A 23,951-nucleotide genomic window follows, 5' to 3' on the forward strand; every position below is an offset into this window, starting at 1 on the left:
GGCCACTTCAATGCAACTGGCCGCGAAACGTGTGCAAGTGGCCCGCAGAACCGTGGACATTCCCGGCGCTTCAGGGCCTGGGGCCAGTCGGAATGGCCGCGCCAGCAGCGGGTTTCAGGCGGTATTAGACGAAGGGCCACAACGTTGTTCCCGGCGGCCCGGGTTCAAGGGGCTGTAAGGCGGTGACGATGCCTTGCACGGAAACCGGGCTCTTGCACGGACCGACGTTGAACGCGGGGGTAACGTACCGCACCCCGACCCGAAAGGCGAGGGGCCGCAAACCTGAACTGTCATGAAACAAGTGATTCGTGTAGTTGTACGGCTAAGCGGGCGCAGCGCGCTGGCCAAGTTGGATCTGAGCCGCTATGTGGTAACCAAGATGACGGGCAACGCGGATTTCGCGAGCCTGGCCGCACAGGTCACCGCCCTGGGCACGGCCAACGACACCTTGGATGCGGCCATCACCGCAGCCAACAGCGGTGACCATGAGGCGGTGGGCCTCAAGCAGATCGCCGAGGCCGAGGTGATGGACCTGCTGAGCAAGCTCTGCAGCAGCATCAACGGCATCGCTGCAGGCGACAAGGCCAAATTGCTCACCTGCGGCCTGCCGCTGCGCCGTGAGAGCCAGCCTTACGGCCCGCTTACCCCGCCCGTTCGTGTCATGAACCGGGTGACCACCACCAGCGGTGGCGCACAGCTGGAGTGGGAGGGTCCGGACGGCGCGCGCACCTACAATGTGTTCATGAGCCGCAGCAACGACCCCTTCACGTGGGAGATGGTGGGCGTAACGGGCAAGCAGCGCTTCCTGGTGGAGGAATTGCAGCCGGGCACCTTCTACTGGTTCGCCATCACGGCCATCGGGGCCGCCGGCGAAAGCAGCAAGAGCGAGCCCTGCCGTGTGATGGCCGCCGCCTAAGGCCGCACGAGCTACTGGACATACCCAAGGACATCCGCCCCGGTGCGCACGCATCGGGGCGGTGTCGTTTGTAGGATTCTGCTCACGGTGCGCGCTGCGACCTCCCGACATCGGGGCGTGCGGCGTGAACCGAAGCGCGAAAGTCGAACGCCCCCAGCGCCGTGCCCGTACATTTCGGCATGGGTGTTCGGTCTGCCATGCCATTCCTGCTCGCGAGCCTCTTCGTGTTCTGCGGCGATTCAGCGCAGGCCAAAGGCCGCTTCTGGTCCTACACCCTCACCGGCACCGCCTACGACATGTCCACCAAGGATGTGCTGCGCAACACCACCTTGATGATCGGCGACCAGGTGGTGACCACCGATAGCGTGGGGCACTACACCGTGATCATCGGCGGTGTGACCTGCGACAATGGCTCCGTGTGGCGGATCAAGCGCTGCAATGAGCAGGCCTATGGCACGCTGGTGGTGCGGCGGGTGCTGAGCGAGGCCAGCGTCACCATCAACAGCCATTGGAAGCGCTATGCATTCTGCGAGGGCGGCTTCACGCCCTGCCACGAGCAACGGCGGGATCTCTTCTTGCCGTAAGGGGAGGAGTGCAGTGCCTTCAGGGCGCCGTGCATGCGGGCCAATGGATTCCTCGCTCGTTCGTCGGTCTTCCTGCTCAATACGAGCCCGGCACATCTTCATCCACGCAGATGATGATGTCCGCCTGGCCGAGGCTCTCGGCGGGCAGCTTCTTCAATTGGTCCGAGGTGATGGTGGCGATGGTGACCACCTTCAGGTCGGGGCGCGCGCGCTTCAGGTACCAGCCGATGCCTTCGTGGAAATCGGAGTGATAGCTGCCGTTGAAGTGGAGGAAGCGGGTGCCCGGGGCGAGCGCCTGCAGGATGAAGTGGGCCATGGTGGCATCCTTCAGGGCCTGCGCCTTCACGATGTTCGGCGTGGCGTGGTCGCCCATCATGCCGAGCATCTTCACGTAGCCGGGCAGCTCGGGATCGAAGGCGATGGGCAGCGGGGCGAGGAAGGCGCGCTGCGCGTCGGGCACGGTATCGAGGGCCTCGAAGCCGCCCTTGCTCACGGCGCGGGCGTAGCGGCGCGGCGCGTTGGCCGCCACGAAGGGCAGCTGGCGGTCCTTGGCCAGCTTCACCAGCGGCGCGTAGTCGGTGGCGTGGTTCTTCCACAGGCGCGCCAGCGTGTCGAAGGCGGCGCTGTCGATCTCGCCGCGCAGGTAGCGGTCCAGGGTGGCCTGGTCATCGGCCTCGATCATCTCGGCGCCGAGCACGAGCGGTCCGCGCGCAGCGAGGTCGTGCGCCACCTCCAGCTGCAGCCAGTGCGCGATGGAGTTGTTGTGCAGCTCGCCGAAGAGCACCACGTCGGCACCCGCGACGGTGCGCAGCATCTGCTTGTGTGACACCTTGCCGCCTTGGGCGTTGAAGAGGGCGTAGGCGGGCAGCAGCTGCGCAGCGGCGCGGCCGGCGCCCAGCAGCGCGAGGAGGAGAAGGACGGCCTGGATGGAAGGGATGCGCTGCCTCATGCGACGAATGAACGGATTCTGGATCAACACGATCATGCCGTGCGTTGGCTGTTCCCAAGCGCATGTCGATTCGCTGCCCCAACGAATGAACAGCAAGCTTGCCGGTCGCATGGTCAATGATCACGCACAGCGGGTCACTCAACTTGCCTTCCGCCGGGACCTGGTTCCTCCCATCGCGCTGATCGATGGCGAGCGCGTGGTCAGCCGGTTCGAGAAATGCGAGCTGGGCCCGAAGCCGAAGAGCGTGCATGAGCTGCCCGAGTACTTCCGGAGCTTCGAGCGTTAGGTCCGGCAGCTCAATGCCTCAAGCACCACGTTCGCCCGCTACTTCCGCATCAAGCGCAGCATCAGCCTCCACGCCACCAGTTCCGTCACCTTCTCGGGGTACACGTTCTGCGAAGTCTCCCAGTCGCAGAACTTCCGCAGCGCGTCCAGGAAACCCGCCTCGGTGGCGTAGGTGATGTGATCGGGGTAGTCGCCGTAGTCGGAGCGCGCCACAGCCCGAAGGCCGGGGGAGGCTACGCTGAACCGTTCAGGTCAACGCCAACAACTCCTTCAGTTCCTTATCGGTCAAGGTGTCCTTTTCGGACTTGTCGAAGATGGAAAGCAGGAACACCCGCTTACCGGCGATGTGTACATGCGTGATCACCCGACCGCCGCCGCTCTTCCCCTTGCCTTTGGACGCGATGGCCAGGCGGATCTTATAACAGCTATTGCCCAAAGCGATGCCCATATGCGGGTGCACGGCCAAGGCAGCGCCCAATGCCACGATCTCCTTCTTCAGCGAAGGGAAGCGCTTCACCAAACGCTTCAGTTCGCGGTCGAACGGCCGCACTGTAACAACCTCAAAGCTCACGCACCAAGTCTTTCAGAAGTCTCGGCTTGCGCTTTCCGCTCTTGATCTCCTCCACTTCTTGCAAAGCCTGAAGGAGGTTCTCCACCCGTTCCGCCTTCGCTTTGCTCAACGGCTTCGTCTTAACGAACGAGAGGCTGCGCAACAGTTCGACAACGAACGCTGCGCGCGATTCAGGTACTTCCAGCATCAGTTTCATCCATGCGAAGGTAAGTGGCTCAGGGCAAGAAAGCAGGGCGCGCAATGATGCCTGGAGAGCACTACCTCCGCATCAACCGCAGCATCAGCCTCCACGCCACGAGCTCTGTCACCTTTTCGGGATACACGTTCTTCGACGTCTCCCAGTCGCAGAACTTCCGCAGCACGTCCAGGAAACCCGCCTCGGTGGTGTAAGTGATGTGATCGGGATAGTCGCCGTAGTCGGAGCGCACGAAGTATGTGCCGTTCCAGGTGATGTTCGTGCCGCCTTCCTTGTGCGAGGTGGAGAAGCGTGCGCCAGCCTTCATGGCCGCCACGATGGTCTGTTGCAAGGCCGGCACGGAGTCCAGATGCGCTTCGGCGTTCAACGCGGCGGCACAGATCCTCTGGTACCGTTCGGAAGTCCCGTCCTCCGCTGAGGGCGGATCAGCGGGCATGAAGCCGCGCGTCCAGTGGCTGAACCAACTGTCCGCGGTATGGCGGTAATAGTCGTGATGCGTGGCCGCTGCATCGGCCCAGGAGGTCGCCACGCGGAGGGAATAACCGTGGGTGTGCGGCAATGCCGCTTCGAAGCGCAGTTCGAAGTCGTAACGCGCACCCACCACCTTGGCGCTGGCCGTGAAGGTGAGCCGACCGTTCTGCATGGTGGCGGCGAACAAGGTCATCAGGTCGCGCTCCAACGCGAACTGGACCTCGTGCGGCGGACGCGGATCGCGGAAGTGCAACAGGCGAATGGCGCTGGTGGCGGTTTCGGTGGAGGTCAGCGCGCTTTTCGGAATGGGGGCGGGCTGCGCGGGCTCCTGCGAAACGCGCGCACCGATCGTCGAGCGGACGACCTCCGGACCTGAGCGGGCTTCGCGCTGAGCGAGCTGGGACAAGGCATCCGGCTTCGGCTCGAGGGCTTTGCGGATGGCGTCCATGTCCGGAGGAGGTTCGGGCGTCAGCGGCGGTTCCAGCACGAAGAAGTGCCGTTGCGCGGTAGTGAACTCGCCCGCGTACGAGGAGTTGTTGCGCGCGTAGAAGCTCACCTCGGCGGTGGATCTCCGGCGATCATCGTGGACCGCCTTGGCCAGTTTCACCGAGGCCCCGCAAGGCGCTGCAGGAAAACCGTTTTCGATGGCCACGATGCTGTTGCCGGCTTGCAACTCGGCTTCCACGAGTTCACGCAAGGACGCCGGGAATTCCGCGAGCTGCTGGCGTAAGTGGTCGCTGGTGGTCATCGGCCCGTTCCTGGATGCGCTATTCCACCTCCATCTTCTCCTTGTACCACCCTTCCATCTCGGAAAAGTCGACGCCGGTGCCCGCGAACTTCCCGGGGAGTACGCGGAACAGCTCATCACCGAAGCGCCGCGTACGCTTCAGGTTCTCCGACGTGGTGTAGTTGGGCGGGGAGGTGCTGTTGAGCCAACGTCCCATGGCGTTCAGCGCTGGACGGGCGAAGCGCTGCTTTTTCGTCGGGGGTCAGTGCAGCATCGCGCACAAAGGCTAGCGCAGGTTCGGCATAGCCGGAATCCAGCATGGCTGCCATGCGCTGCAAGAATTCCGGATCTGAACGGAGGCGTGCTGCAGCAGCCTCGCACACGGCCGGTTTCTCAACGAGGCTCGCCCGTGAGACCAGCTTCTCGAAATCGTTCTTTGGATCGAGCCGTTCGATCTCCGCGAGTTCTTCTTTGGTCGCTGGCACGAGGATGATGATCCGCGTGGCGACGTCGGCCAGACCGCGACCGCTGTTGTTGATGACCCAGTTGCCGGCAAAGATCAGGCTGCCCACAAGGCTCAGCGCGGTGAACCAGGTCCATGGGCGAAGCAACCACTGAACGGACAGCCCCGGCACGAGCTTCTGGTTCAAGCTGACCACCACCAGCAGCACGGTGGAGAACAGGATGAGGTAGAGGAACGGGCTGTAGAGACCGCGCGGCGTGAAGCCGGGCCGCAGGTAAAAGGCGATGAACACGTAGGAAGCGACCGCCAACGCGAATGCTGCTGCCACGGTGAGCAGGTAGAGCTTGCCTCGTCCCAGCCGGATCCAGTCGAAGCCGCCGCTGGCCGTCATGCAGAGCAGCGCCACCATCATCAGCCCCCAAATGGACGCTAGGACGTTCACGGCGGGTGCCGCCCATCGGTCGCTGTGCGTCTCCTTCGAGATCCACTCAGCCAGGAATGGCAGCAGCCGCATGAAGAAGAGGATGCTGGCCAGACCGGCACTGAGGGTGCCGATGATCTGCTGGGAGGGGGAAGGGGGCATGTTCGTGATCAGCGAAGATCAAGAGCGGATCGATGCCAAAGTAGCCGTCAGCGCCAAGCCGGCGAAAGGCGCAACGCCCGTGCATCACGAGCGGTGATCAGCCCTATCCGCGATCAGCGCAGCGCATTAACGCGGCACCCTTCCTTTCCCGCCGCAAGCAGGACATCCGGCGGTTTCGCCCGAGCCTTCGCTGCCGGTGCCTCCGCAGCAATCGCAGGCATGCCTTACGCTTTCGTAGGTGGTGTAGCCGATGGGCTCGTAGTACACATCGATGGTGGGGTGCGTGGGCGAGCTGTAATTGGGGCGTTCGATGCGTCTGTCGCCGGTCTTGTGGAAGGTGGGCACCGCTTCGCTGTAGCCGCCATTGCCGCCGCAGCAATGGCAGGTGCTGCGGTTGGCGAACACGCGGCCCGTGCCACCGCAGGCGTTGCACAGTGACCAGGTAGCGGGCACGGCATGGTCGATCTGTTCCTGCAGATGCATCAACGCGGTGTTGCGCCGGGTGATCTCCGCTTCGCGCTGGCGCTCGCGTTCGCGGGCAGCGGCTTCTTCGGATTCCTGTGCGCGTCGGTACTCCGCGGCCTGCCGTTCCAAGGTGGTGAACCGATCGTCCAGATCGTAGGTGGGCAGCCCGCTCAAATCGATATCGCCGAAGGCGGGCAATGCGGGGCTCGCGGCGGCCGCATGGGCCAGCAGCATCCAATGCGTGGTGCTGTCCGGCGTGCTGGCGCCGAACAGGTAACCGCAGAGGTCATCGAACAGCAGGTGCTTGTCGCCCTGGCGCTGCTGCAGGTAGCCCCAAGCGCTGGCGGTGAAGGCGGTGCTCTTCAACGGCGTGGGGTCGGGTGCCCACGGCTGGCCCGGCAGTGCATCGTCGTTGAACTTCAGGCGGCCCCACAGCTGCACATCGGGTATCATCGACACGAACACCGCCGCGTAGGTGCTGTCGCGCGAAAGCGTGCACGGCACGTCGTAGTACATGTCCATTTCGCCATTGCGCTCCCAGGAGGCGATGCGCCGTTCGCTGCTGATGCGCCAGCCCAGCTTGTTCGCCGCCTGTTGGAACTGCCGCACCTGACGAAGGAAGCCCGCTTTCCGATCGCTCGAGAGCTCCTTTGCTGCTTGCACCTGCGCGTATTGTCGGCAGGCTACAGCATATTCCTTGTCCAACACGTCGCTCGTGATCATGCCCTGCTCCTCGCCGGTCAGCAGGTCGTAGCTCTTCAGGTACGCGTAGTCACAGGTGTAACGGCCACAGGTGGTGTAGGCCAGTTGGCCGGTGGCCGTGGAGAAGGCGAAGGGGCCATTTATGTTGAACGACCAGGAACGGACGGTCTGTCCCGTGGCGATGTCCAAGGCTTCCAGTGATACGGACCGCCCGTTCTCGTCAAGGTTTCCCGGCTGGTCCTCCCAGAAGAAGACGAGCAAGGAATCGCGGCATACACGGATGTCCGGATAAGAGCGCGTGTTGGTGGGTTTCATCTTCTGCAGCGCACCGGTGCGCGTATCCAGCAGGCAATAGCCCTGATTGTGGAAGGCGGCATAACGGCCGGTCGCGTTCCGGGTGTACACATCGTCCACGGAACCCACCGAAGTGGAAAGGGGCTTCACGCTCTTGTACAGGTAGTTCACCTCCAGGAAGGTGTTCGCATGGTTGAAGGGGTAGTCCTTGCGGTCGTCACGCTGCGTGACACAGCAGATGAAGACCTGCCGTTCGGGCACGAAGCCGATCAGTTTCATGTAGACGGACTCCTTTTCCCGGTGCCCCACGAGGGCCGACCAGATGGCGCGTTGCGTCCGTTCATCCACCACATCGATGAAGCACTGCTTGTCCACCTCCTTGGTGCCTTTGGCGTTCATCACCGTCTCAAAACGCTCGTGCGCGCTGTAGCCTGGCGCCATGCGGATGCCTTGCGCCGTTCTGGTGGTCCAGGTCACGGATGCTGGATCGACCTCATGCACCTGCTTGCGGGAGCGCATGTCATAGACGCCCTCCATGTAGGGGCCGCCCTGCACGCGGAGGTAGCGGCCATCCATGCTGAACGAGAGAGCCGTCGCGCTCTCGCGCGGGAACTGGGCGTATTGGATGCGCTCCGGCGGATCCTCCTGCGCGAACGAATGCACGGCAAGCAGGGCCATGCATGGCAGGAGCACGGTGCTGGACACGAAGCGCGGGAGTGAACGGGTGGCGATCATCCGGATGGGTTGCGCACGCAATTTCCGGGAATCGCCAATTCCGGAACATGAGCGTTGTTCGGCATGGCGTCCCTCCGATCGGGCTGATCGACGGCGAGCGCCTCGTGAGCCTGTTCGAGCAGTACGAGCTGGGCCTGGAGATGAAGACCGTGCCCGAGCCTGCCGGAGTTCATGTGGAGCTTCGCGAGCCAGACCCCGACGCTGGGATGTCAGACGTTGAACGCGTACGCCGTACGCTCAGGGAGGAAAACCGGGTGGTACGCCCGCGCTCAGTACAGCACCACGCGCTGCGTGGCGATTGTTCCCTGCGGGCCATTCACCGCAGTCACGTACACACCGCGGCCCAGGTCCGAAACATCCACGGTGGTCAATGACGCGTTCAGCTTGCGGCGGAGCACCACACGCCCTTCACCGTCGTACAGCGCCACCTCATGCGTGGCGCCCAGGGTCGCATCGAAGCTGAGCTGGAGCTTGTCATCGACCATCCGGATAGCGGCCGCTGCGGCGGCGGGTGCATCGATGCCCGTGCTGCCGCTCTGGCAATAGGCCACGCGGCCGCTCCAGATCTGCGGGGTGGAGAAGGGCACGCCGAACAGGTTGTACATGCTGCGTGCGATGCTCACGCCCATGTTGGCATCGGTGTACGCGTAGGTCCCCCACGGGGTCGTAGTGGCGATGAGGAACACCTTGGAAAGCGGCGTGGCCGTGAGGTAGATGGCCACGGTATCATCGGCCTGCATGGTCAGGTCGAGCGGGATGGGGATCACCGTGGGAATGCTGTCGGTGATCTGCGTGTTGTTGGAACTCACCGTGGCGGTCCCCAGGAAGGTCCACGCGCCTTGGTTGACCTCGTAGCCTTGGAACCCGCCCACCTTGTAGTAGAGGTCGAAGTCGGCGTCGCCCCAATTGATGTTGGCGGTGAGGTGGTCGAGCACGATGGGTTCGTACGCGACCACGTTGAACATCACGCCGTGGTTCTGGTAGGTGCGATCGAGCACGGTCGTCACGCTGTCGCAGGACGATTGCGCGTGGCTGGCGGCGACGATGGCGAACAACGGAAGGGACAGGGCGATGCGCATAGCGGTGGGGATGGTGCGCGAAAGTAGGATCCTCCCCTCACCAGGTCTTTTCCGTCAGGCCGAGGCTTCTTCCTTCGTGCCCCGGAGTTCAATCCGGGGTCGCTGCCATCCATGCCGAATATCGCGATGAGCGCACGCAACCGTTCCTCTTAAGAGACCGTCGGTTTTCGGGAGCGCATCGGCGGCGCCATCGCTCAACGTCAACTATCCTGCAGGTGCAGTGCCCGAGGCCTGAGTGCCGGAGGTCAGGTCCCCGGTCGAATCAAGGTGTCCAAATGGCAAAAGAGCTGGGCCCGAATCCGGAGACGGCACACGAACTTGTGACGGAGTCCTTCAAGAGTTCTGGGAGCCAGGTCTCGATCGTGGTCCAAAGATTCTCAGCACCGCAACTTGTCCATGTATGTGAACGTGGGTCATCTTCAGCGCCGCTGGAACAGGTCGTCGTTGGAACGGCCAGTTCTCGCGGCCGGTAGTAGCGCTAGCTCCTGAAAGAACATCAGCATTTCATCCAGCAGCACCTCGTAGATCACTTCTTGTTCGCGCAAACTCGCCGCATCGGGCACCTTGAATCGCCCTTCCCCTCGCAGTCGCATCAGGTAAGCGCTCGTGTAGCTCTCATGGCCGAACGGCTTCTTTGGATCGAGGTAGCGCAGATCGCCCCGCACGCCCTTGAACATCGGATATGGCGGCTCTCCATCGGTATCCGCCACCATCAAGATCGGCATCGGGTAGCTGTGCGTGGTGATCGCCTCCAGCACATAGGGCCACTTGTCGCGGACCTCGGCGGTGTCGGTCTTCTGTTCGATGGTGGTCTCCAGGCTGATGAAGGCATCGACGAGGCCAGGCTCGTGCAGCGTGCACCAGCCTTCCTGCGCGCCCCAGCTGTGGCCGATGAAGAAGACCTTGTTGCCATGAGCGAGTTGGCTGGCAAAGCGTAGCATGGTGCGGATGGAACTCGTGTCTGGCTCCCACACCAGCGGATAGCCGTAAGACTTGCCTTCCAACGGCCAGTGGAAATTGCAGGAGAGGAAGATGAAGCCGTTCGCGGCGAAGTGCTCGGCCATGCGCACGTTCTCGTCGCTGAAGCCTTGCGAGCCGTGGTGGTACACGATCACGGGCCGGTCCATGGGCTCCGGCCGTGCTACGCGGTGCGCATGCGTGGGCAGCGCGAAGAGGCTGTCCTTCACCTGCGCTGCGGTGAAAGGCGCGTAGTCGATCGGTGCTTCTTCGCCGAAGGTGTAGTGCAGGTCGTATTCGATGAACGCGGAGTCCGCGCGCAGCAGCAGTTCGTCGTACACGCGGCGCAATGGTCCGCTGAGGCTTCGTTGACGAAGCTGGGCGAGGCTCATCGGCGGCGTCTCCGGTTCATCAGCGAGCGGGAACCAGATCTGGATGAAGAGCGGCGCGTGACCTTCATAGCCGAATGCGGCGTAGCGCTGACTCTCGTTGAAGAGCACGGTGTCCGCGAAGCCGATGGAATTCAGAGGCTGGGTGGAAGCTTGACTGAACCCGCTTGGTGAAAGCAGCAGGACAAGTCCAAGGAGTGCAACGCGCATCGGGTGGAAGGTAGAGAGCGCTGCCCTATAGCATGAATCACCAGCCACACAGCCCCACCGACTTGGTTCGCGACTTCCGCGGCAGCTTCCAATACAGCGCCGAGAAGGAGCTGATCATTACCTCGAGAGCGGCCCTGAGTCCACGGATCGCCTTGCTGATGCGAGATGAGGTACGCGCCATGACTGGGGGTGAAGCGACACAGGCACTCGAAAGAAGAACGGCGGGGCATCACCCCGCCGTTCTTTTCGATTCTCGGCTGGTTCACTTCTTCTCCTCCGCGCCCGGCTCAGGCATCAGGCCCAGCTGGGTCATCATCTTCATCTCTTCCATGTAGCCCCAATGCTCCACCGCCTTGCCGTTCTCGAAGCGGAGCACGTCCACGCCCATCACATCCATGGTCTTCCCGGTCGCGGGCATGGCGCCCCACGGACCGCTGTTCGTGCCTTTCATGCGGAAATGGACGAAGGTCATGTCGCCGGTTGTGCTCATGGAGACAATCTCCTGTTGATAGTCCGGATAGGCGCCGCGCAGCAGGCTCACCATGTCCTTGAGGCCTTGGATGCCCGTGGTGGTGATGGAAGGATCCTGCTGATGATCCACGAAGTTCTCGGCGACGTGATCGCCGATGTTGTCGAGGTTGCCGGTGTTGATGGACTCGAAGACGGCGCGGACGCTCGCTTCCCTGGCAGCCATTTCGGCCTTGGCGGTGCTGTCGGCCTTCATCATGGCCGTGTGTTCAGCCGAAGCAGCGTGGTCGTGGCCGCCACCGCCGCAGGAGGCGAGCAGCAGGCCAATGGCCAGTGGGGCGGATGCAAGGATCAACTGTTTGCGCATGGTAGGAAGGGTTTGGGTTAGGAGTCGAAAGCTAGATTTCTCGCTGGAATTGCCAAACGCCCGGTGGCGGCAGATCGAGAGACGCGTCTCAGCAGCGCTGCCGGTCGGATTCAGCGCCTCGCGCAATGCCGCCTTTGCTCATCCACGAAGCCGGGACAGGCACGGGCGCCCAGGTACTTGAGGTGCTCGCGCGTGCCCCGCACCCTCGGCCGCCAGCCGAAGAGGTTGATGGTGCCGGGGATGCCTTCCTGCACGCGGTAGCAGCGTTCATGCTCCAGTCCGTCTATCAGGATGCGCAAGCCGATGGTGCTGTGCCCGGGCCAGAGGTCGAGTTTGCCGATGCACCGGTCCCATTCGGCATCGACCACGCCCGGTTGGCGGCGCAGGAAGGCCGCGAGGCTATCGAAGGTCTGATGGTGCGCGATGTAGGTGGTGGAAGGCGTGGTGACGAGATGCCCCTTGCGCTGGCTGTGCAACTCCTTCTTCATCCAGCGGTCCAGTGTACGCTCGCTGCGCAGTGCACGGGCGAAACGATCAGCGTCCTGCGCCAGCGCAACGCACGGCAGGAGCAGAAGAGCGAGCAGGAACGACCTCACTTGCTCAGCCATTTGCGCCAGTCCGCCAAGGCCTGAGACACGCGTGGCTCGCTCATGTCCACCCGCATCCGCTGATCGCCCGTAGTAACATGGTGTTGCCCGGTGAAGAGGTCCAGGGTTTCCATCACCTCGCGCATGTAGATATCGTGTATGGTGGAGTTCTCGCTGCCGTTGATGCCCAGCGGCGTGGTCTCCAGCACCTGGATCAGATAGCGCACCGCAGCGCTGTCCTGTCGGAGGAGCATAGCGTTGCCCTCCTTCGTGGTGCACACCAGCGGCCGCATCCTTCGGTATTCCTGCAGTTCGCGGAGCCCTTCGATGCGGGTGTCCGCATACCAATGGGCGGTGGCGGCCATGGCGAGCGGGAAGCTCAGGTGCCGCTTGATGTACGCATGCGTACGCGTGGCGTGCGGGTCCTCCCTCCAGTAACGTCGTGAGAAACGTTCAAAGTGATATCGGGCACTGTCGTCCTTCAACTCCACGTGCAGCATGACCAGCAGTTCGCAACTGAGCGGTGTCACCGGCGGATAGAAGTCCTTGAACATGCCCGTGCTGTCAGTGAGCGTGCGCCTAGCGTAGGTGACGAAGGTCTCGGGCACCTGGCCGCAAGTTTGCTCCTGGGGAAGCTCAGCATTCGCGCAGGCGAACAGGATCGGGAGCAGGAGTGCGGGCAGCATGATCCTCATGGTTCGGTCCGTTCACCCACGGTGAAGTTAAGATCGTTGTTCAGCATGAAGTCCACATCGCGCAGATGCTCACCGGTCGCTGCCACTTGTCGCACCCGATATCGACCGGGTTCCAGCGGTGGTGGGAGCGTGAGCGTCTCGCGGTGCCACCAGCTTTCTGCGTAGCTATCCGTATCGGTGCGTTCTGCGAAGGTGAAGTTGCAGAGGAATGTGCAGCAGTCCTTCATGTAGAGGCCACCCATGCTCGCCGCGTACGCCGGGTTCCCGGTCATCCAATGGAACTGGAACTTGACGCTATCCGTCGGCTCCGGATTGATGGGGCTGATCACCACATGGATGCCCCAAGGTTCGCCGATCACGGTATCGCGTGGCACGGCGGTGTCGATCACCAGCGCGCCCTGCTTCCATCGATAATGCGAGGGTTTCCACTCGAAGGTGGCGAGGTCGATGGTGCGCGCAAAGGGCACGCGGATCACCATTTCGGCAGGTAGGATCTCCAAGGTGCTCAAGGCGATGACATGGATGTCCATCCAGCGACCAGAGGCATTTCGGATCACCTCACTGGCGATCTCGCCTTCGAAGCGGCCGGTCTTCAGGTCCACCATCACCTGTTGCGATGTCGCAACCACACCCGGCCTGGGCAGAGACGTGGAACCGACGACCATGGCCGTGAAGTACCCCTTGATCTCCCAGCTCTGGATGTTCGCGACGGTACCTGTAATGCGGACGGTGCGAGGGGCTGACCAGGCGTTCAGCGCGAACAGGGAGAGTACAAAGACCAAAAGGGTGGGCATGTGAGCCGGTACACGCATGGGTCAATGTAGTTCGAACCTTTTGCAACATCGCGTGTACAGGTGCGCGATGCGGTCCTTTTCAACTCTGCTTTGCTGCGTCCCGCTCGCGCTTGCCGCCCAGCACTGCGCCTTCGATTTCGCCAGCATCATCGTTGTGCGGCCCCACGCCGAAGGCGATACGGCGGTGATCGACGGCCTGCGCATCACGCTGCTCGATAGCAACAACGTACCGGTGGTGCACAACGACAAGCCGTGGCATCTCTTCGAGCGGAACGTCGACCCGCCCTTCTGCGGGAATGTCCGCTACAAAGGCCCTTACGAACCAAGCTTCCCATTTGCGCGTGACAACTATGTGCTGGTGGTGCCCAACGGCTTCCGCACGGCGACGATGAAAGTGCTTGTGCAGGACGAGCGCGAGGCCGGTCCGTTGAGCAGGCGCCGGAGATCCCCGACCTCCGAGCCGGGGTGGCCGATGCACTTCAAGCAAGTGGTGGTGCCGCTCACGGCCTTCGACACTTACCCCTTGTGCGGGGTGTTCGACGAGCAGGTGTACCCACCCATGAACGACCGACCTCCCTTTCACCCCATTGACATCATCTTGTACCCGCGATGAAGACACTGCTTCTACTGGCTTGGCTTCCGCTCGCGGCGCAAGCCCAGCCCGGGCCGGATGTTCTGTTCCTTGATCCCTGTGGCTCGGCCAGCTATGGCGTGCCCTTGCAGAACGTGGCGCGCAACGACGTGCAAGTGGTCACGTACAGCGTGGGCACGGATGATGTGCCGAGCAGCACGGGGAACTGCTTGCGCAATGTGGTTCCTTATGAGCATGCGCAGTTCCTGCATGAGCTGGACCCCAGGACCGGGACTTGGTCCATCCTTTCGCCGAAGCCCGGCGATGTGCTGCATCCGGATTCGCTGAAAGCCGGGCTGATTGCGCGCAGGTTGCTTTGGGGCCCGGATGCCTTGCAAGTCTGCTACATGGGCTACGGCGGGCAGTTCGATGGGAAGGGTTGGCACCTGATGGAGCCGCGCACCTGGGAGCGTTCCATCGTGCGCCTGACAACGCCTGAGGCGGTGTACCTCGTCGCGATGACCGTGACCTATCTCGAACCGGATGGGATCATCGATGTGCGCGGCCGCCGCGTGGTGCTCGAAGGCGAACCTTTGCCGATCCATTGAGCACGCACGCTATTGTGGACCGATCAATCCCAAGTGGTTCGATGCCCGTACCTTTTCAACCCTCCACTTCGATCATGCCCCGAACCCTCCTCTCCGCTCTCGCCCTGATGTTCCACCTCATGCTCACGGCCCAGTTCAACTGGCAATGGGCACGGCAACTGACCGGGCAGATACAACCGGTCGTTTGGGGCATGCAAGTGGATCCGGATGGGAGCACCGTGGTCTGCGGTGATTTCTACGGCACGCTCACCATCGGCGCCCTGCCGGCACTCATCAGCGCTGGCCAGAGCGACCTCTTCGTCGCCAAGTTCGCCGCCGACGGCACGCCGATTTGGGTGCGCAGTGCGGGCGGAACTGATTTCGACGATGCTCTTGACGTAGCCGTGGATGGCGCAGGCCGCATCACCATCACCGGCTACTTCCAAAGCCCGAGCATCACAGTGGGCAGCACCACCTTGAACCGGCTCGGGAACATGGACATCCTGGTGGCGCAATACGACGCGAACGGCAATGCGCAATGGGCACAGCGCTATGGGTGGTCGGCGAGCAGCGGACTGGAATGGGGTCGTGCGATCGTGGCGGATGCCACCGGCGATCTTTATGTGGCCGGACAGTACAAGACCGCTCTGCAAGTGCCCGGTCTGCCCGACCTGCAAGGCTGCAATGGCCGCGAGCAAGGCTTCCTGATTAAGCTGGACGCTGACGGGAACGGCATCTGGTCGCTGATGCCGCAATGCACCGGCGACGGCAGCCTCGGCCTTACCACTTGCGATGCACTTGCCTTGGCGCCGGACGGGAGCGTGTACCTCGGCGGTGATTTCCGTGGCGACACGGCCTACTTCGTCACCGACACCCTGCCCAACTTCATGCCCAGCGGGCAGAGCGATGATGCTTTCGTGGTGAAGTACACCCCCGCCGGTGAGGAAGTGTGGGTGCGTGCCTGGGCCGGTACCAACTACGATGAGATCCGGTCATTGGCCACCGACAGCGAGGGCAACATCCTGGTGGCCACCACGCGCGAAGGCGGCCACCTCATCGATGGGATCGACCTGCCCTTCGCGGGCTCCAACGGCAACTATCGGATGACGCTCTGGAAGATGAACCCGGAAGGTGCGAGGATCTGGGGCCGTCGTGCAGGTGACACCAGCTTCAGCCATGAATTCAACGACCTCGCCGTGGATGCGAACGGACATGTGTGGGCCGGTGGCAATTTCGAATCACGTTGCACCTTCGACAACATCGTCTTTCCGAACAATGGCAGCTTCGAATACTACAGCCTGTTCGTGGCGCACTACGATGCCGATGGTGTGGTCCAGGAAGTGTTCGCCGACCGTGCCCAAGGACCGCGCGGGTTGGGCGAATTGGCGTGTGATGCGGTTGGTGGTCTCTACGTGGCCGGGGCCTATACCGGTACCATCGCCTTCGCGCCATTAGCAGCATTGGAAGGAGACGCGGCCTTCCTGGTGAAGAGTGACGACCTGTCGACAGGCACTACGACCGCGCTGAGCGATCATGCCTGGTCCGTGGCTCCCGTACCTGCTGATCGGCACTTCGTGGTCACCGCCGCGAACGGCGCAGCGCTCGGAGAACTGCGTGTACTGGACGCCTTGGGCCGCGAGCTCCTTCGCGCGAGCACCCCAGAGAACACCTTCATCATGGAATGTTCCGCTTGGCCTGCCGGCAGCTACATGGTGCAGAGCGGACAACTGCGCGGACGCATACTCGTGTTGCATTGATGTGCACGCTCAGCTTTCGTGCGATGGATCGGCGCAGCTCACTGATGCCGTTGCTGACCGCATTATTCCTCAGTCTCCAGGCCACTGCCCAAGTCGACCGCATCATCCCCAGCCCTCCGCCCGATGAATACGTGGACGTGACCGGCGATGGCCGCGCGGACCTGCTGATCACCAGCCGCACCATTCACGTGTCGGATCCCCAGCAACCCGGCTACTTGGGCCTGTACAAAGTGGGCGTGCGAACGCTTGCGGGCACGGCCGTGCTCATGTGGAGCACGCCGAGCAACCAGCGCTGGTTCGCCTTGGACAGCGCCGCGCGACTGGACACCGCAGAGCTCGCGGCGCGCATCCGCTTCAAGCAACTGAGCTGGACCGATGAGGACAAGCCAACGGAGTTCTGGCTGTTGGAGCGGCCGTTCGGACCTGCCATCACCCAAGCGGAGGATGGCTGGTACGGCACCGGCGATCATCACGACGGGCGGACGATGGTGCTGCGCAGCGCGAACGATCGCGGCACAGGTGTCGCGGCCTTCCGTTTCGAGCTGCCTTATCCGTATGGGCGTGTGGTGATCAAATCGAAGGAAGCCATCCGTGTTCCGAACGGCTTTGGCAAGGAGGGTGATCCGGTGCCGATGAAGCCCAGGGTGAAGGACGAGTACGACTTCGGGCATGAGGAGAACGAACCGCAGGTGATGGTGCCGCCGGGCCTGGCCCCGGATGAGTTCGTGGACCTCCACGACGATGAGGTGAACGATCTGGTGATTGCAACCGTGGATGAGGACTGGCACGGCACCGACGGATCCGGGTACTACGTGCGCGGCATCTCACCCCTGCCTGGCACGGCCATCCTCATGACCAACACGCGCTGGGGCAGCTGGGGCCCGTTCACGCTGTCCGATGTTGATGCGCTGACGCCGGAGCAACTAGCCAATGGTCTGAAGAGCGGAACCATGCGGTGGGCTTCACCAGAGGGCGAACGCGTGTTCATCGATATGCTGCGCCACCCGCATGGCATGGGCGGCGTCGCGACGGAATGGACTGCCACGTTCGCTGCTTCGGCCGGCTACCTCGTGTACCGCACCACCTCGTACGGACGAGTGTACATCGGGGCGATGGAGGTCGTGTACTCGCTGCCCGGCGGGGAACTCGGTGTTCGGCAGCAGAACCGGGTGGAGGAAGGACAGGTGCTGGACGTGCGATGAGCATGCGTGCGCACAGCGCGCTGCACCCACGTCATCCGCGCGCCTGCGCGATTGGCTCGAAGGCCGTCAGCATTTGTTCACCGACGTGCGCTCCACGTGCACGTGCAGGAACTCGACGGCGGTGGTGATGCCGGCATCGGCGAGCAGCCTCCGCACGAGCGTGATGGCATCGGCCTTCTCCTGTATGGACGGGCGCTCGAGGCGCAGCACGATGATGCCTGCGCGCTGGCAGCTGTATTCGATGTTGGCACCGGGTTCCTTGCCCACGCGGAGGGCGAAGCGCTGCCACGCCTGCACGTCAACAGCGGGGTCGCGCATGGTGACGATGGCCTCCATGACGCCGGTGGGGCTGTCCTGCGCAGTGGCCGTTGAGGCCTGAAGCGTGAACTGCGAGACCAGCAGAAGGGCGTACAGGCCGAGGCGGGAGAAGAGGCTGTCCATGATGGTGGAATGGTTTAGCGTTTCATTGTTCGCCGTGCATGCGGCCGATGGCGCAGCTCACGAACGATCTGGCTTTCTCGGTGATGCCGCCGGTGCCGCTGAGCGGATAGCCCAGCTTCTGCAAGAGCAGCGTTATGGCGCTGCGATCAATGGTTCCATCGTGCGCGACGGTCACTGTTCCGTTATTGACATCCACCGAGGTGGAGACCACCCCGGGCAGCTCGTTCAGGCGCCTGCGCACGGTGCTGGCGCAACCGCCGCACTTCAGGTTGTCCACGTTCAAGCCGAGGATGGGCATGGGACAGGAGTGATGGGCGAAACCTAGCCCGACGGATCAACGAGGCGCATGATCAACCTCAATCGCGGAGGTGACCGTGCTCAGTCGCGAGCGCTCATCTTCGCAGCCGATGGCGACCCTTCCTCTCGTTCGTTCCCTGCGAACCCTCAGCCGCACCGTGCTCATGCTCCAGACTGAATTGCGCCACGGCCGCGTGGACGAGGGCCTCATCGCTGACATCGAGGCACAGATGGAGCAAGGCATCGGCCTGGATACGCGCTGCGCGGGATTGCCGCCCCTTGTTGATGCGCTGCGCGAGAGCATATTGACGCCGCGCCCCGAGCTGCTGAGCGATACGATCCGTGCGTGCGAGAAATTGCGGGATGCGATCGAGGCGGTCATCAGTTCTTCGTGAGCGCCCCACTATGAATGGCAGGTGTAATTTTCCGGCATGAAACGGATCCCGCTCCTGTGCTCGACCATCGTCAGCACCACCCTTGCCCTTGCCCAATGCCCCGCGCCTGCATCGACGGTGTGCGAGGTGGCGGTGCCTGCGAATGCGATCGAGGTGAGCGGGACGCAGTCGCTTTCTGGCGCCTCTCAGTGTTTCCTCATCCCCGCTGGAGCAAGCCTTGATTACGTCGGCGCCTACTCCGTTTTCCTCGTGGAGACGGGTGGCAGCGTGAACGCGAACGGGACCTCGAATCTCGTGATCGCGAAAAGCGGTGCATCGGTTGGCTTTTGCGGCAGCGGGTATGCCAACCAGGTCAATCATGCGGGGGCCACGCTGTCGTGCATGACCGGGAACGCTCAGGTCGTCTGCACGGATGTGGTCTTCACCTTCCCCACAGCCATCTCGGATCTCGGCGAAGTGCCTGAGGTTTGGTTCGATGAGGCTTCGCGCTCCTTGCATGTGCGCGGATACCATGCTGGCCGAGCGATCGAGCTTTGGGATGCCGCTGGCCGGCGCGCATCGCCGACGGGGGGAGCACGCGGCATCTTCGAACTGGGCCATCTCGCACCGGGCGTGTACGTGGTCCGGTCGGGAAGTGAGGGTCCGGTCCATCGATTCCTCTTACCATAGGCCGGCGAAGGCCTCGCTGGTTGATTGATCGGCCACGGGCTTTAGCGGTGATGCCGGGACGGTCCTCAGCGGCAGGGCATCGGAGGTGCCAAGGTCATTGTCCGCTGCAGCCGCTGCAAGCGGAGCATGAGTCGCACGCCGCGCTTCCTTCCTCCTGAGCGGCATGCGCGTGCTTGCGCTTGGCCGCCCACATCCACGCCAAGTAACCCGCTGCGGCGAGCACGATCCCGATGGTGAGTACAGACTGCATCACGATGCGGTGAGCCAGTTGGTGAGCTGGTAGGTGATGAGGCTCGCAAGGTAGGCCAGTGCGAAGAGGTAGCCGCCCATGATCCACATCTGCTTCCACGAGCCGGTCTCGCGCTTCACCACCACGAAGGTGCTGAGGCATTGCGGGGCGAACACCATCCACAGCAGCAGCGAGAGCTTGGTGGCCAGGGGCCATTCGCGCGAGATGCGCTCGCGGAGCTGCTCATCCAGTTCGTCCTCGTCACCATCCATCGCGTAGGCGGTGCCGAGCGCGCTCACCACCACCTCGCGTGCGGCCATGCCGGGCACCAGCGCGAAGGAGATCTGCTCGTTGAAACCGATGGGCTTGAACACATGGTGCAGTGCATGACCGAGCTCGCCGGCGAGGCTTTGTCCGGTGGCGCGCGGCGAGGGCAGGGTGTAGAGCGCCCACATCACGATGGTGATGGCCAGGATGATGGTGCCCACGCGGCGCAGGAAGATCATGGCGCGCTCCCACAGGCCGATGACCAGGCTCCGCACATCAGGCCATTGGTAGGCGGGCAGCTCCATCAGCAGCGGTGAGCGTGCCGCGTGCTTGTCGCTGCGCTTGATCACCCACGCCACCGTCATGGCGGCCACGATGCCGAGCATGTAGAGGCCCACCATCACCAGCGCGGCTGACATGGCATCGTCGGGGAAGAGGGCCGCCACGAGCAGGGTGTACACAGGGATGCGCGCCGAGCAGGCCATCAACGGGGCGATGAGGATGGTGGTGAGCCGGTCGCGCCAATGGCTGATGGTGCGCGTGGCCATGATGCCCGGGATGGCGCATGCAAAGCTGCTGAGCAGGGGGATGAAGGAGCGGCCCGAAAGCCCGGCGGCGCTCATGGGCCGGTCGAGCAGGAAGGCCGCGCGCGGCAGGTAGCCCGATGCTTCGAGCGCGAGGATGAAGAGGAACAGGATGAGGATCTGCGGCAGGAAGACGATCACGCCGCCCGCACCGCCGATGACGCCTTCCACGAGCAAGCCGCGCAAGGGGCCATCGGCCATGTTCGCTTCTACTGCACTGGCGATCGCGCTGAAGGCCTCCTCGATCCAGCCGGAGATCACATCGCCGCCGGAGAACACGGCGAGGAAGGTGACGAAGAGCACGAGCGCCAGCACCGCGAAGCCCCAAACCGGATGCATCAGGAAGCGATCGATGCGGAGGCTGGGGTCCTTATCGGTGCTCGGCGATTTGACGGTGCGGTTGAAGATGCCGAGCACATCGCGTTGCGTGGCCAGCACCTGCTCCACGTCGGGCTGTTTCCAATGCGGCGGCGGTGCTGCCCGGAGCGGCTCATCCAAGGCTGCGCGAAGTTCATCGGCACCGTGGGCATGCAGGCTCACGGTCTCCACCACGGGCAGGTTGAGCTCGCGCGCAAGCAGGGCCTTGTCGATGGAGATGCCCAATTGACGCGCGCGGTCCATCTTGTTCAGCACCACCAGCAAGGGCAGGCCAAGCTGCCGCGCCTCGAGCACCAGGCGCAGGTGCAGCCTCAGGTTGGTGGCATCGGTCACGCAGACGAGCAGGTCGGGCAGGGCCTCGGCGCTATGGCCGGTGATCACGTCGCGCGTCACCGCTTCATCATTCGAGAGCGCGTTGAGGCTGTAGGCCCCGGGCAGATCGAGCACGTGGGTGCGTCGTCCGCTGGCCGTGCGCATCACGCCTTCCTTGCGCTCCACCGTGACGCCGGCGTAGTTGGCCACCTTCTGCCTGCTGCCGGTGAGCAGGTTGAAGAGGGCCGTCTTGCCGCAATTCGGATTGCCCAGCAGGGCGATGCGCAGCGGCAGGGCAGGCGAGGGGCTGCTCATCTACGCGGCGGGGATCACCTGAATGAAGGCCGCTTCGCGATGGCGCAATCCGAAGGTGGTGTGGCCCAATCGCACGGCAATGGGATCCCGGCGATGGCGGCCTTCACGGATCACCTGCACGCGTTCGCCCGGCACGAAGCCCAATTCGAGCAGGCGCAGCACGAGGGTGCGGTCGGCGGGATCGGTCGGCAGCGCCATGCCGCTCACCGTTGCCCATTGCAGCTCGGGCAATTGGTCCAAGCCGATCGGAGGCCTGCTGTTCGATTCCATGGAAGGCGGCGAAGGTCCGAACGGAATGGTTGCGGCGGAATACCGCGATCAGGGTATGGTGGGACGCTATCGTGGCCATGCGTAATTCGTCCTTGCCCCGTTGCCTGTTGCCGTATCCATGGCATGGGCTGCGGAAAGAGCCGATTCTGCATCTTCACCGCCAACCCTCCCCATGCCCCGAATCTTCAACATCATCCGCCAGCGGCTCCTGAAGGAGAACCGCCTCACCCGCTACCTGGTCTATGTCGTGGGTGAGATCGTGCTGGTGGTGATCGGGATCCTGATCGCGTTGCAGATCAACAACAACAACGACCTGCGGAAAGCCCGTGCGCGCGAGGTCAAGTACCTCGAGAACATCAAGACCGATTTGATCGCCAACCAGGAGAAAGTGAAGGACTTCATCGCCGTGCGCAGCGGTTGCATCGGGGCGACGGAACGGGTGATCGCGAAGATCGAAGGGGACAGCATCACGGATTGGAATGCCTTCAATGAGGATTGCATATCCATCTATGCCTGGCAGCGCTATTACCCGATCAACTTCACCTTCAGGGAGCTGCTGAACACCGGAGGCCTCGCGCAGCTCACGAACGATAGCGTGAAGGCCGGGCTGCTGAGGCTCGAGCAGCTGTTGGAGAAGGTCAAGGCGGAGGAGGATCATTTCCGCTTCGACTCGGAGGAGGTCATCTACAAGCCGCTCTATGAGCTCAAGGACATGCAGCCGATGATCGACCTGCACATGAAAAAGCAAGTGACGCTGCGCCGGGAGGACTACGACCGCTACTTCGCGGATGTGCGCGTGAAGAATGGATTCCTCATGGCTTTCCTGGAGTTCTCCACCATGAACGGGCAGCTGAATCAGGTGCTGAAGCTGAGCGATGAGCTGATCGCGATGATCGATCGGGAGCTAACCAAGGACCAACACTGATGCTCCGGATCTTCAACTCCATCCGCCAGCGTTTGCTGAAGGAGAACCGCCTTACCCGCTACCTGGTATATGCCGTAGGCGAGATCGTGCTGGTGGTGATCGAAGCTCACTCGATCACGAACCGCAGGGCCATCCGCGTTCCGTCGGCATCGGTCAGCTCCAGCAGATAAGCGCCTACGGGGATCCCATCGAGCGTGATCCCACCGGCGACCGGTTCTCCTTCTTGCACGCATTGCCCGGTGAGCGAACGGATGCGATAGTGACGGATGGTCGCATGGCCCAGGATCCGCAGGCGGTCGCGCGCGGGCACGGGCGCCACCCTTGTCAGGTGCGGATCGGTGCTTTCATCAACCGCAACCGTAGCGTATGGCGGGCCAACGTACACCATCAGGTAGCTGTTGTCCGCCACCTTCACCACGCTTGGATCACCGCCCATGATGTTCGTGCTCACGTAGCCGTTCCATTGCCCGCCATTCGGCGAGGAGTTGTACCAGACGCCGTTCTGCCCGGCGCCATAGAAGCGGAGCTCGGTTGGGCTTTCCACCATGTAGTTGCCGGTCCAGTTGTGCATCGCATCGGAGGGGATCAAGGGCCCAGCGTTGAAGTCGATCCCATTGGGCGATAGGAAGTGGTAAGCGCCATCCTGCGGCGCACCGGCGGGCGCGGCGTAGTGCCAGCCTGGCCCGAAGCGGATCACGGCGGGATCGATCACACGGTTGTCCAGCACATCCACGCGCGCGCCCGGCTCGAACTGATAGGTGATGCCATCGGTGCTCACGGCTGAATAGGTGTTCACCATGGAATCGAGGCCCATGGGAGGCATTCCTTCGCTGCTGCTGAAGTAGATGCGCAAGCTGTCGCCGCCGAGCAGCGCAAGCGTGGGATCGAAAGGCCGCTGGTAGGTGGCAGGGAAGCCGTTGATCACGATCGGTTCGGGCACCGTCCAATTGGCTCCGTTATCGTAGGAGAGCTTCACGGCCACGCGGTCCCACGATGGCGATGGGTTGGGCTGACGGAACCACTGGAAGGCAGCGATCAGCGTGTCGCCGCGCCAGCGGATCACCGAGGGCACTCCGGAGGAATCCTGGAAGATCGCGGGCGAGGAGAAGATGATGCCATCGCTCGACCACGCTTGCATCAGTGGGCGTTCCCATGGCGGGCTCTGGCAAGCAGCACTATGGAGGGAAACGGCGAGTGCGAAGGAAGGGACCAGTCGGAGCAGCATGGCCTCGCGGGTTGTGCCAGCCGAAGTTCGGGCTTTCCGG

Annotated in this window: 29 protein-coding genes; 10 read left to right on the forward strand and 19 right to left on the reverse strand. The window is 63.0% G+C overall.

All coding sequences use genetic code 11. From position 1 onward, the window contains the following. Positions 1-292: 292 nt before the first annotated feature. The gene (locus IPK70_11475; protein MBK8227779.1) at positions 293-916 is read left to right on the forward strand and encodes a fibronectin type III domain-containing protein; all 624 of its coding nucleotides are present in this window, start codon (positions 293-295) and stop codon (positions 914-916) included. Positions 917-1,113: 197 nt separating this feature from the next. Further along, positions 1,114-1,500: a hypothetical protein gene (locus IPK70_11480; protein ID MBK8227780.1), complete on the forward strand. Its 387-nt coding sequence runs from the start codon at positions 1,114-1,116 to the stop codon at positions 1,498-1,500. 76 nt (positions 1,501-1,576) lie between these two features. Here the strand turns inward: IPK70_11480 and IPK70_11485 are convergent, their stop codons facing one another. Further along, positions 1,577-2,449, reverse strand: coding sequence for a ChaN family lipoprotein (locus IPK70_11485; protein ID MBK8227781.1), 873 nt, complete (start codon positions 2,447-2,449; stop codon positions 1,577-1,579). An 85-nt stretch (positions 2,450-2,534) separates the two neighbouring features. Here IPK70_11485 and IPK70_11490 point away from each other — a divergent pair, with 85 nt between their 5' ends. Next, on the forward strand, positions 2,535-2,735 hold the full coding sequence (locus tag IPK70_11490; GenBank protein ID MBK8227782.1) for a hypothetical protein: 201 nt from the start codon (positions 2,535-2,537) through the stop codon (positions 2,733-2,735). 38 nt (positions 2,736-2,773) lie between these two features. On the opposite strand, the gene IPK70_11495 is transcribed toward IPK70_11490, so the two are convergent. The 12 genes from IPK70_11495 to IPK70_11550 all read right to left on the reverse strand — a co-directional run bounded on the left by IPK70_11495 (position 2,774) and on the right by IPK70_11550 (position 13,487). Then, positions 2,774-2,947 (reverse strand): hypothetical protein, encoded by a 174-nt coding sequence (locus tag IPK70_11495; GenBank protein ID MBK8227783.1) that lies wholly within the window; start codon positions 2,945-2,947, stop codon positions 2,774-2,776. 34 nt (positions 2,948-2,981) lie between these two features. After that, positions 2,982-3,305: a type II toxin-antitoxin system RelE/ParE family toxin gene (locus IPK70_11500; GenBank protein MBK8227784.1), complete on the reverse strand. Its 324-nt coding sequence runs from the start codon at positions 3,303-3,305 to the stop codon at positions 2,982-2,984. After that, positions 3,295-3,501 carry a hypothetical protein gene (locus IPK70_11505; GenBank protein ID MBK8227785.1) on the reverse strand — a complete coding sequence of 69 codons (207 nt, stop codon included), beginning with the start codon at positions 3,499-3,501 and terminating at the stop codon, positions 3,295-3,297. Before IPK70_11505 ends, IPK70_11500 begins: the two co-directional genes overlap by 11 nt. Positions 3,502-3,562: 61 nt before the next feature. Continuing rightward, positions 3,563-4,720: a hypothetical protein gene (locus IPK70_11510; protein MBK8227786.1), complete on the reverse strand. Its 1,158-nt coding sequence runs from the start codon at positions 4,718-4,720 to the stop codon at positions 3,563-3,565. A 116-nt stretch (positions 4,721-4,836) separates the two neighbouring features. Next, positions 4,837-5,745 (reverse strand): hypothetical protein, encoded by a 909-nt coding sequence (locus IPK70_11515; protein ID MBK8227787.1) that lies wholly within the window; start codon positions 5,743-5,745, stop codon positions 4,837-4,839. Between the two features lie 126 nt (positions 5,746-5,871). After that, positions 5,872-7,941: a hypothetical protein gene (locus tag IPK70_11520; protein MBK8227788.1), complete on the reverse strand. Its 2,070-nt coding sequence runs from the start codon at positions 7,939-7,941 to the stop codon at positions 5,872-5,874. Between the two features lie 269 nt (positions 7,942-8,210). Further along, entirely contained in the window at positions 8,211-9,020 is an 810-nt protein-coding gene (locus IPK70_11525; GenBank protein ID MBK8227789.1) for a T9SS type A sorting domain-containing protein, read from the reverse strand. A 419-nt stretch (positions 9,021-9,439) separates the two neighbouring features. After that, positions 9,440-10,576 carry a hypothetical protein gene (locus IPK70_11530; protein MBK8227790.1) on the reverse strand — a complete coding sequence of 379 codons (1,137 nt, stop codon included), beginning with the start codon at positions 10,574-10,576 and terminating at the stop codon, positions 9,440-9,442. A 262-nt stretch (positions 10,577-10,838) separates the two neighbouring features. Then, entirely contained in the window at positions 10,839-11,411 is a 573-nt protein-coding gene (locus tag IPK70_11535; protein MBK8227791.1) for an ester cyclase, read from the reverse strand. 110 nt (positions 11,412-11,521) lie between these two features. Then, positions 11,522-12,007 carry a hypothetical protein gene (locus IPK70_11540; GenBank protein MBK8227792.1) on the reverse strand — a complete coding sequence of 162 codons (486 nt, stop codon included), beginning with the start codon at positions 12,005-12,007 and terminating at the stop codon, positions 11,522-11,524. Then, the gene (locus IPK70_11545; protein MBK8227793.1) at positions 12,004-12,684 is read right to left on the reverse strand and encodes a hypothetical protein; all 681 of its coding nucleotides are present in this window, start codon (positions 12,682-12,684) and stop codon (positions 12,004-12,006) included. The genes IPK70_11540 and IPK70_11545 overlap by 4 nt, the downstream gene beginning before the upstream one ends. A 5-nt stretch (positions 12,685-12,689) precedes the next feature. Then, positions 12,690-13,487, reverse strand: a complete 798-nt coding sequence (locus IPK70_11550; GenBank protein MBK8227794.1) for a hypothetical protein — start codon at positions 13,485-13,487, stop codon at positions 12,690-12,692. 67 nt (positions 13,488-13,554) lie between these two features. Between IPK70_11550 and IPK70_11555 the strand changes: the two genes are divergently transcribed. The 4 genes from IPK70_11555 (at position 13,555) to IPK70_11570 (ending at position 17,604) form a co-directional block, all read left to right on the forward strand. Continuing rightward, positions 13,555-14,100: a hypothetical protein gene (locus IPK70_11555; GenBank protein MBK8227795.1), complete on the forward strand. Its 546-nt coding sequence runs from the start codon at positions 13,555-13,557 to the stop codon at positions 14,098-14,100. Beyond that, a complete protein-coding gene (locus IPK70_11560; GenBank protein MBK8227796.1) occupies positions 14,097-14,666 on the forward strand; it encodes a hypothetical protein in 570 nt (189 codons plus the stop codon). The genes IPK70_11555 and IPK70_11560 overlap by 4 nt, the downstream gene beginning before the upstream one ends. A gap of 74 nt (positions 14,667-14,740) precedes the next feature. Beyond that, on the forward strand, positions 14,741-16,402 hold the full coding sequence (locus tag IPK70_11565) for a hypothetical protein (protein MBK8227797.1): 1,662 nt from the start codon (positions 14,741-14,743) through the stop codon (positions 16,400-16,402). 23 nt (positions 16,403-16,425) lie between these two features. Further along, positions 16,426-17,604 (forward strand): hypothetical protein, encoded by a 1,179-nt coding sequence (locus tag IPK70_11570; GenBank protein ID MBK8227798.1) that lies wholly within the window; start codon positions 16,426-16,428, stop codon positions 17,602-17,604. Positions 17,605-17,670: 66 nt separating this feature from the next. Here the strand turns inward: IPK70_11570 and IPK70_11575 are convergent, their stop codons facing one another. After that, on the reverse strand, positions 17,671-18,045 hold the full coding sequence (locus IPK70_11575) for a hypothetical protein (protein MBK8227799.1): 375 nt from the start codon (positions 18,043-18,045) through the stop codon (positions 17,671-17,673). Between the two features lie 22 nt (positions 18,046-18,067). Continuing rightward, positions 18,068-18,343 carry a heavy-metal-associated domain-containing protein gene (locus tag IPK70_11580; GenBank protein MBK8227800.1) on the reverse strand — a complete coding sequence of 92 codons (276 nt, stop codon included), beginning with the start codon at positions 18,341-18,343 and terminating at the stop codon, positions 18,068-18,070. A gap of 109 nt (positions 18,344-18,452) precedes the next feature. Between IPK70_11580 and IPK70_11585 the strand changes: the two genes are divergently transcribed. After that, positions 18,453-18,737: a hypothetical protein gene (locus tag IPK70_11585; protein ID MBK8227801.1), complete on the forward strand. Its 285-nt coding sequence runs from the start codon at positions 18,453-18,455 to the stop codon at positions 18,735-18,737. Positions 18,738-18,773: 36 nt separating this feature from the next. Beyond that, on the forward strand, positions 18,774-19,406 hold the full coding sequence (locus IPK70_11590) for a hypothetical protein (protein ID MBK8227802.1): 633 nt from the start codon (positions 18,774-18,776) through the stop codon (positions 19,404-19,406). A 94-nt stretch (positions 19,407-19,500) separates the two neighbouring features. On the opposite strand, the gene IPK70_11595 is transcribed toward IPK70_11590, so the two are convergent. From IPK70_11595 to IPK70_11605, 3 genes are read right to left on the reverse strand one after another with little or no spacing between them, the layout of a single operon-like run. Next, positions 19,501-19,656, reverse strand: a complete 156-nt coding sequence (locus tag IPK70_11595) for a hypothetical protein (protein MBK8227803.1) — start codon at positions 19,654-19,656, stop codon at positions 19,501-19,503. Continuing rightward, on the reverse strand, positions 19,656-21,491 hold the full coding sequence (locus IPK70_11600; GenBank protein ID MBK8227804.1) for a ferrous iron transporter B: 1,836 nt from the start codon (positions 21,489-21,491) through the stop codon (positions 19,656-19,658). Before IPK70_11600 ends, IPK70_11595 begins: the two co-directional genes overlap by 1 nt. After that, positions 21,492-21,761, reverse strand: coding sequence for a ferrous iron transport protein A (locus tag IPK70_11605; protein MBK8227805.1), 270 nt, complete (start codon positions 21,759-21,761; stop codon positions 21,492-21,494). It abuts the gene before it with no gap. Between the two features lie 172 nt (positions 21,762-21,933). Between IPK70_11605 and IPK70_11610 the strand changes: the two genes are divergently transcribed. Next, positions 21,934-22,686: a hypothetical protein gene (locus IPK70_11610; protein ID MBK8227806.1), complete on the forward strand. Its 753-nt coding sequence runs from the start codon at positions 21,934-21,936 to the stop codon at positions 22,684-22,686. Between the two features lie 106 nt (positions 22,687-22,792). Here IPK70_11610 and IPK70_11615 read toward each other — a convergent pair whose 3' ends face one another. After that, entirely contained in the window at positions 22,793-23,911 is a 1,119-nt protein-coding gene (locus tag IPK70_11615) for a hypothetical protein (GenBank protein ID MBK8227807.1), read from the reverse strand. Positions 23,912-23,951: the final 40 nt, after the last annotated feature.

Source organism: Flavobacteriales bacterium, from assembly GCA_016712535.1.
Lineage (GTDB): Bacteria > Bacteroidota > Bacteroidia > Flavobacteriales_F > PHOS-HE28 > PHOS-HE28.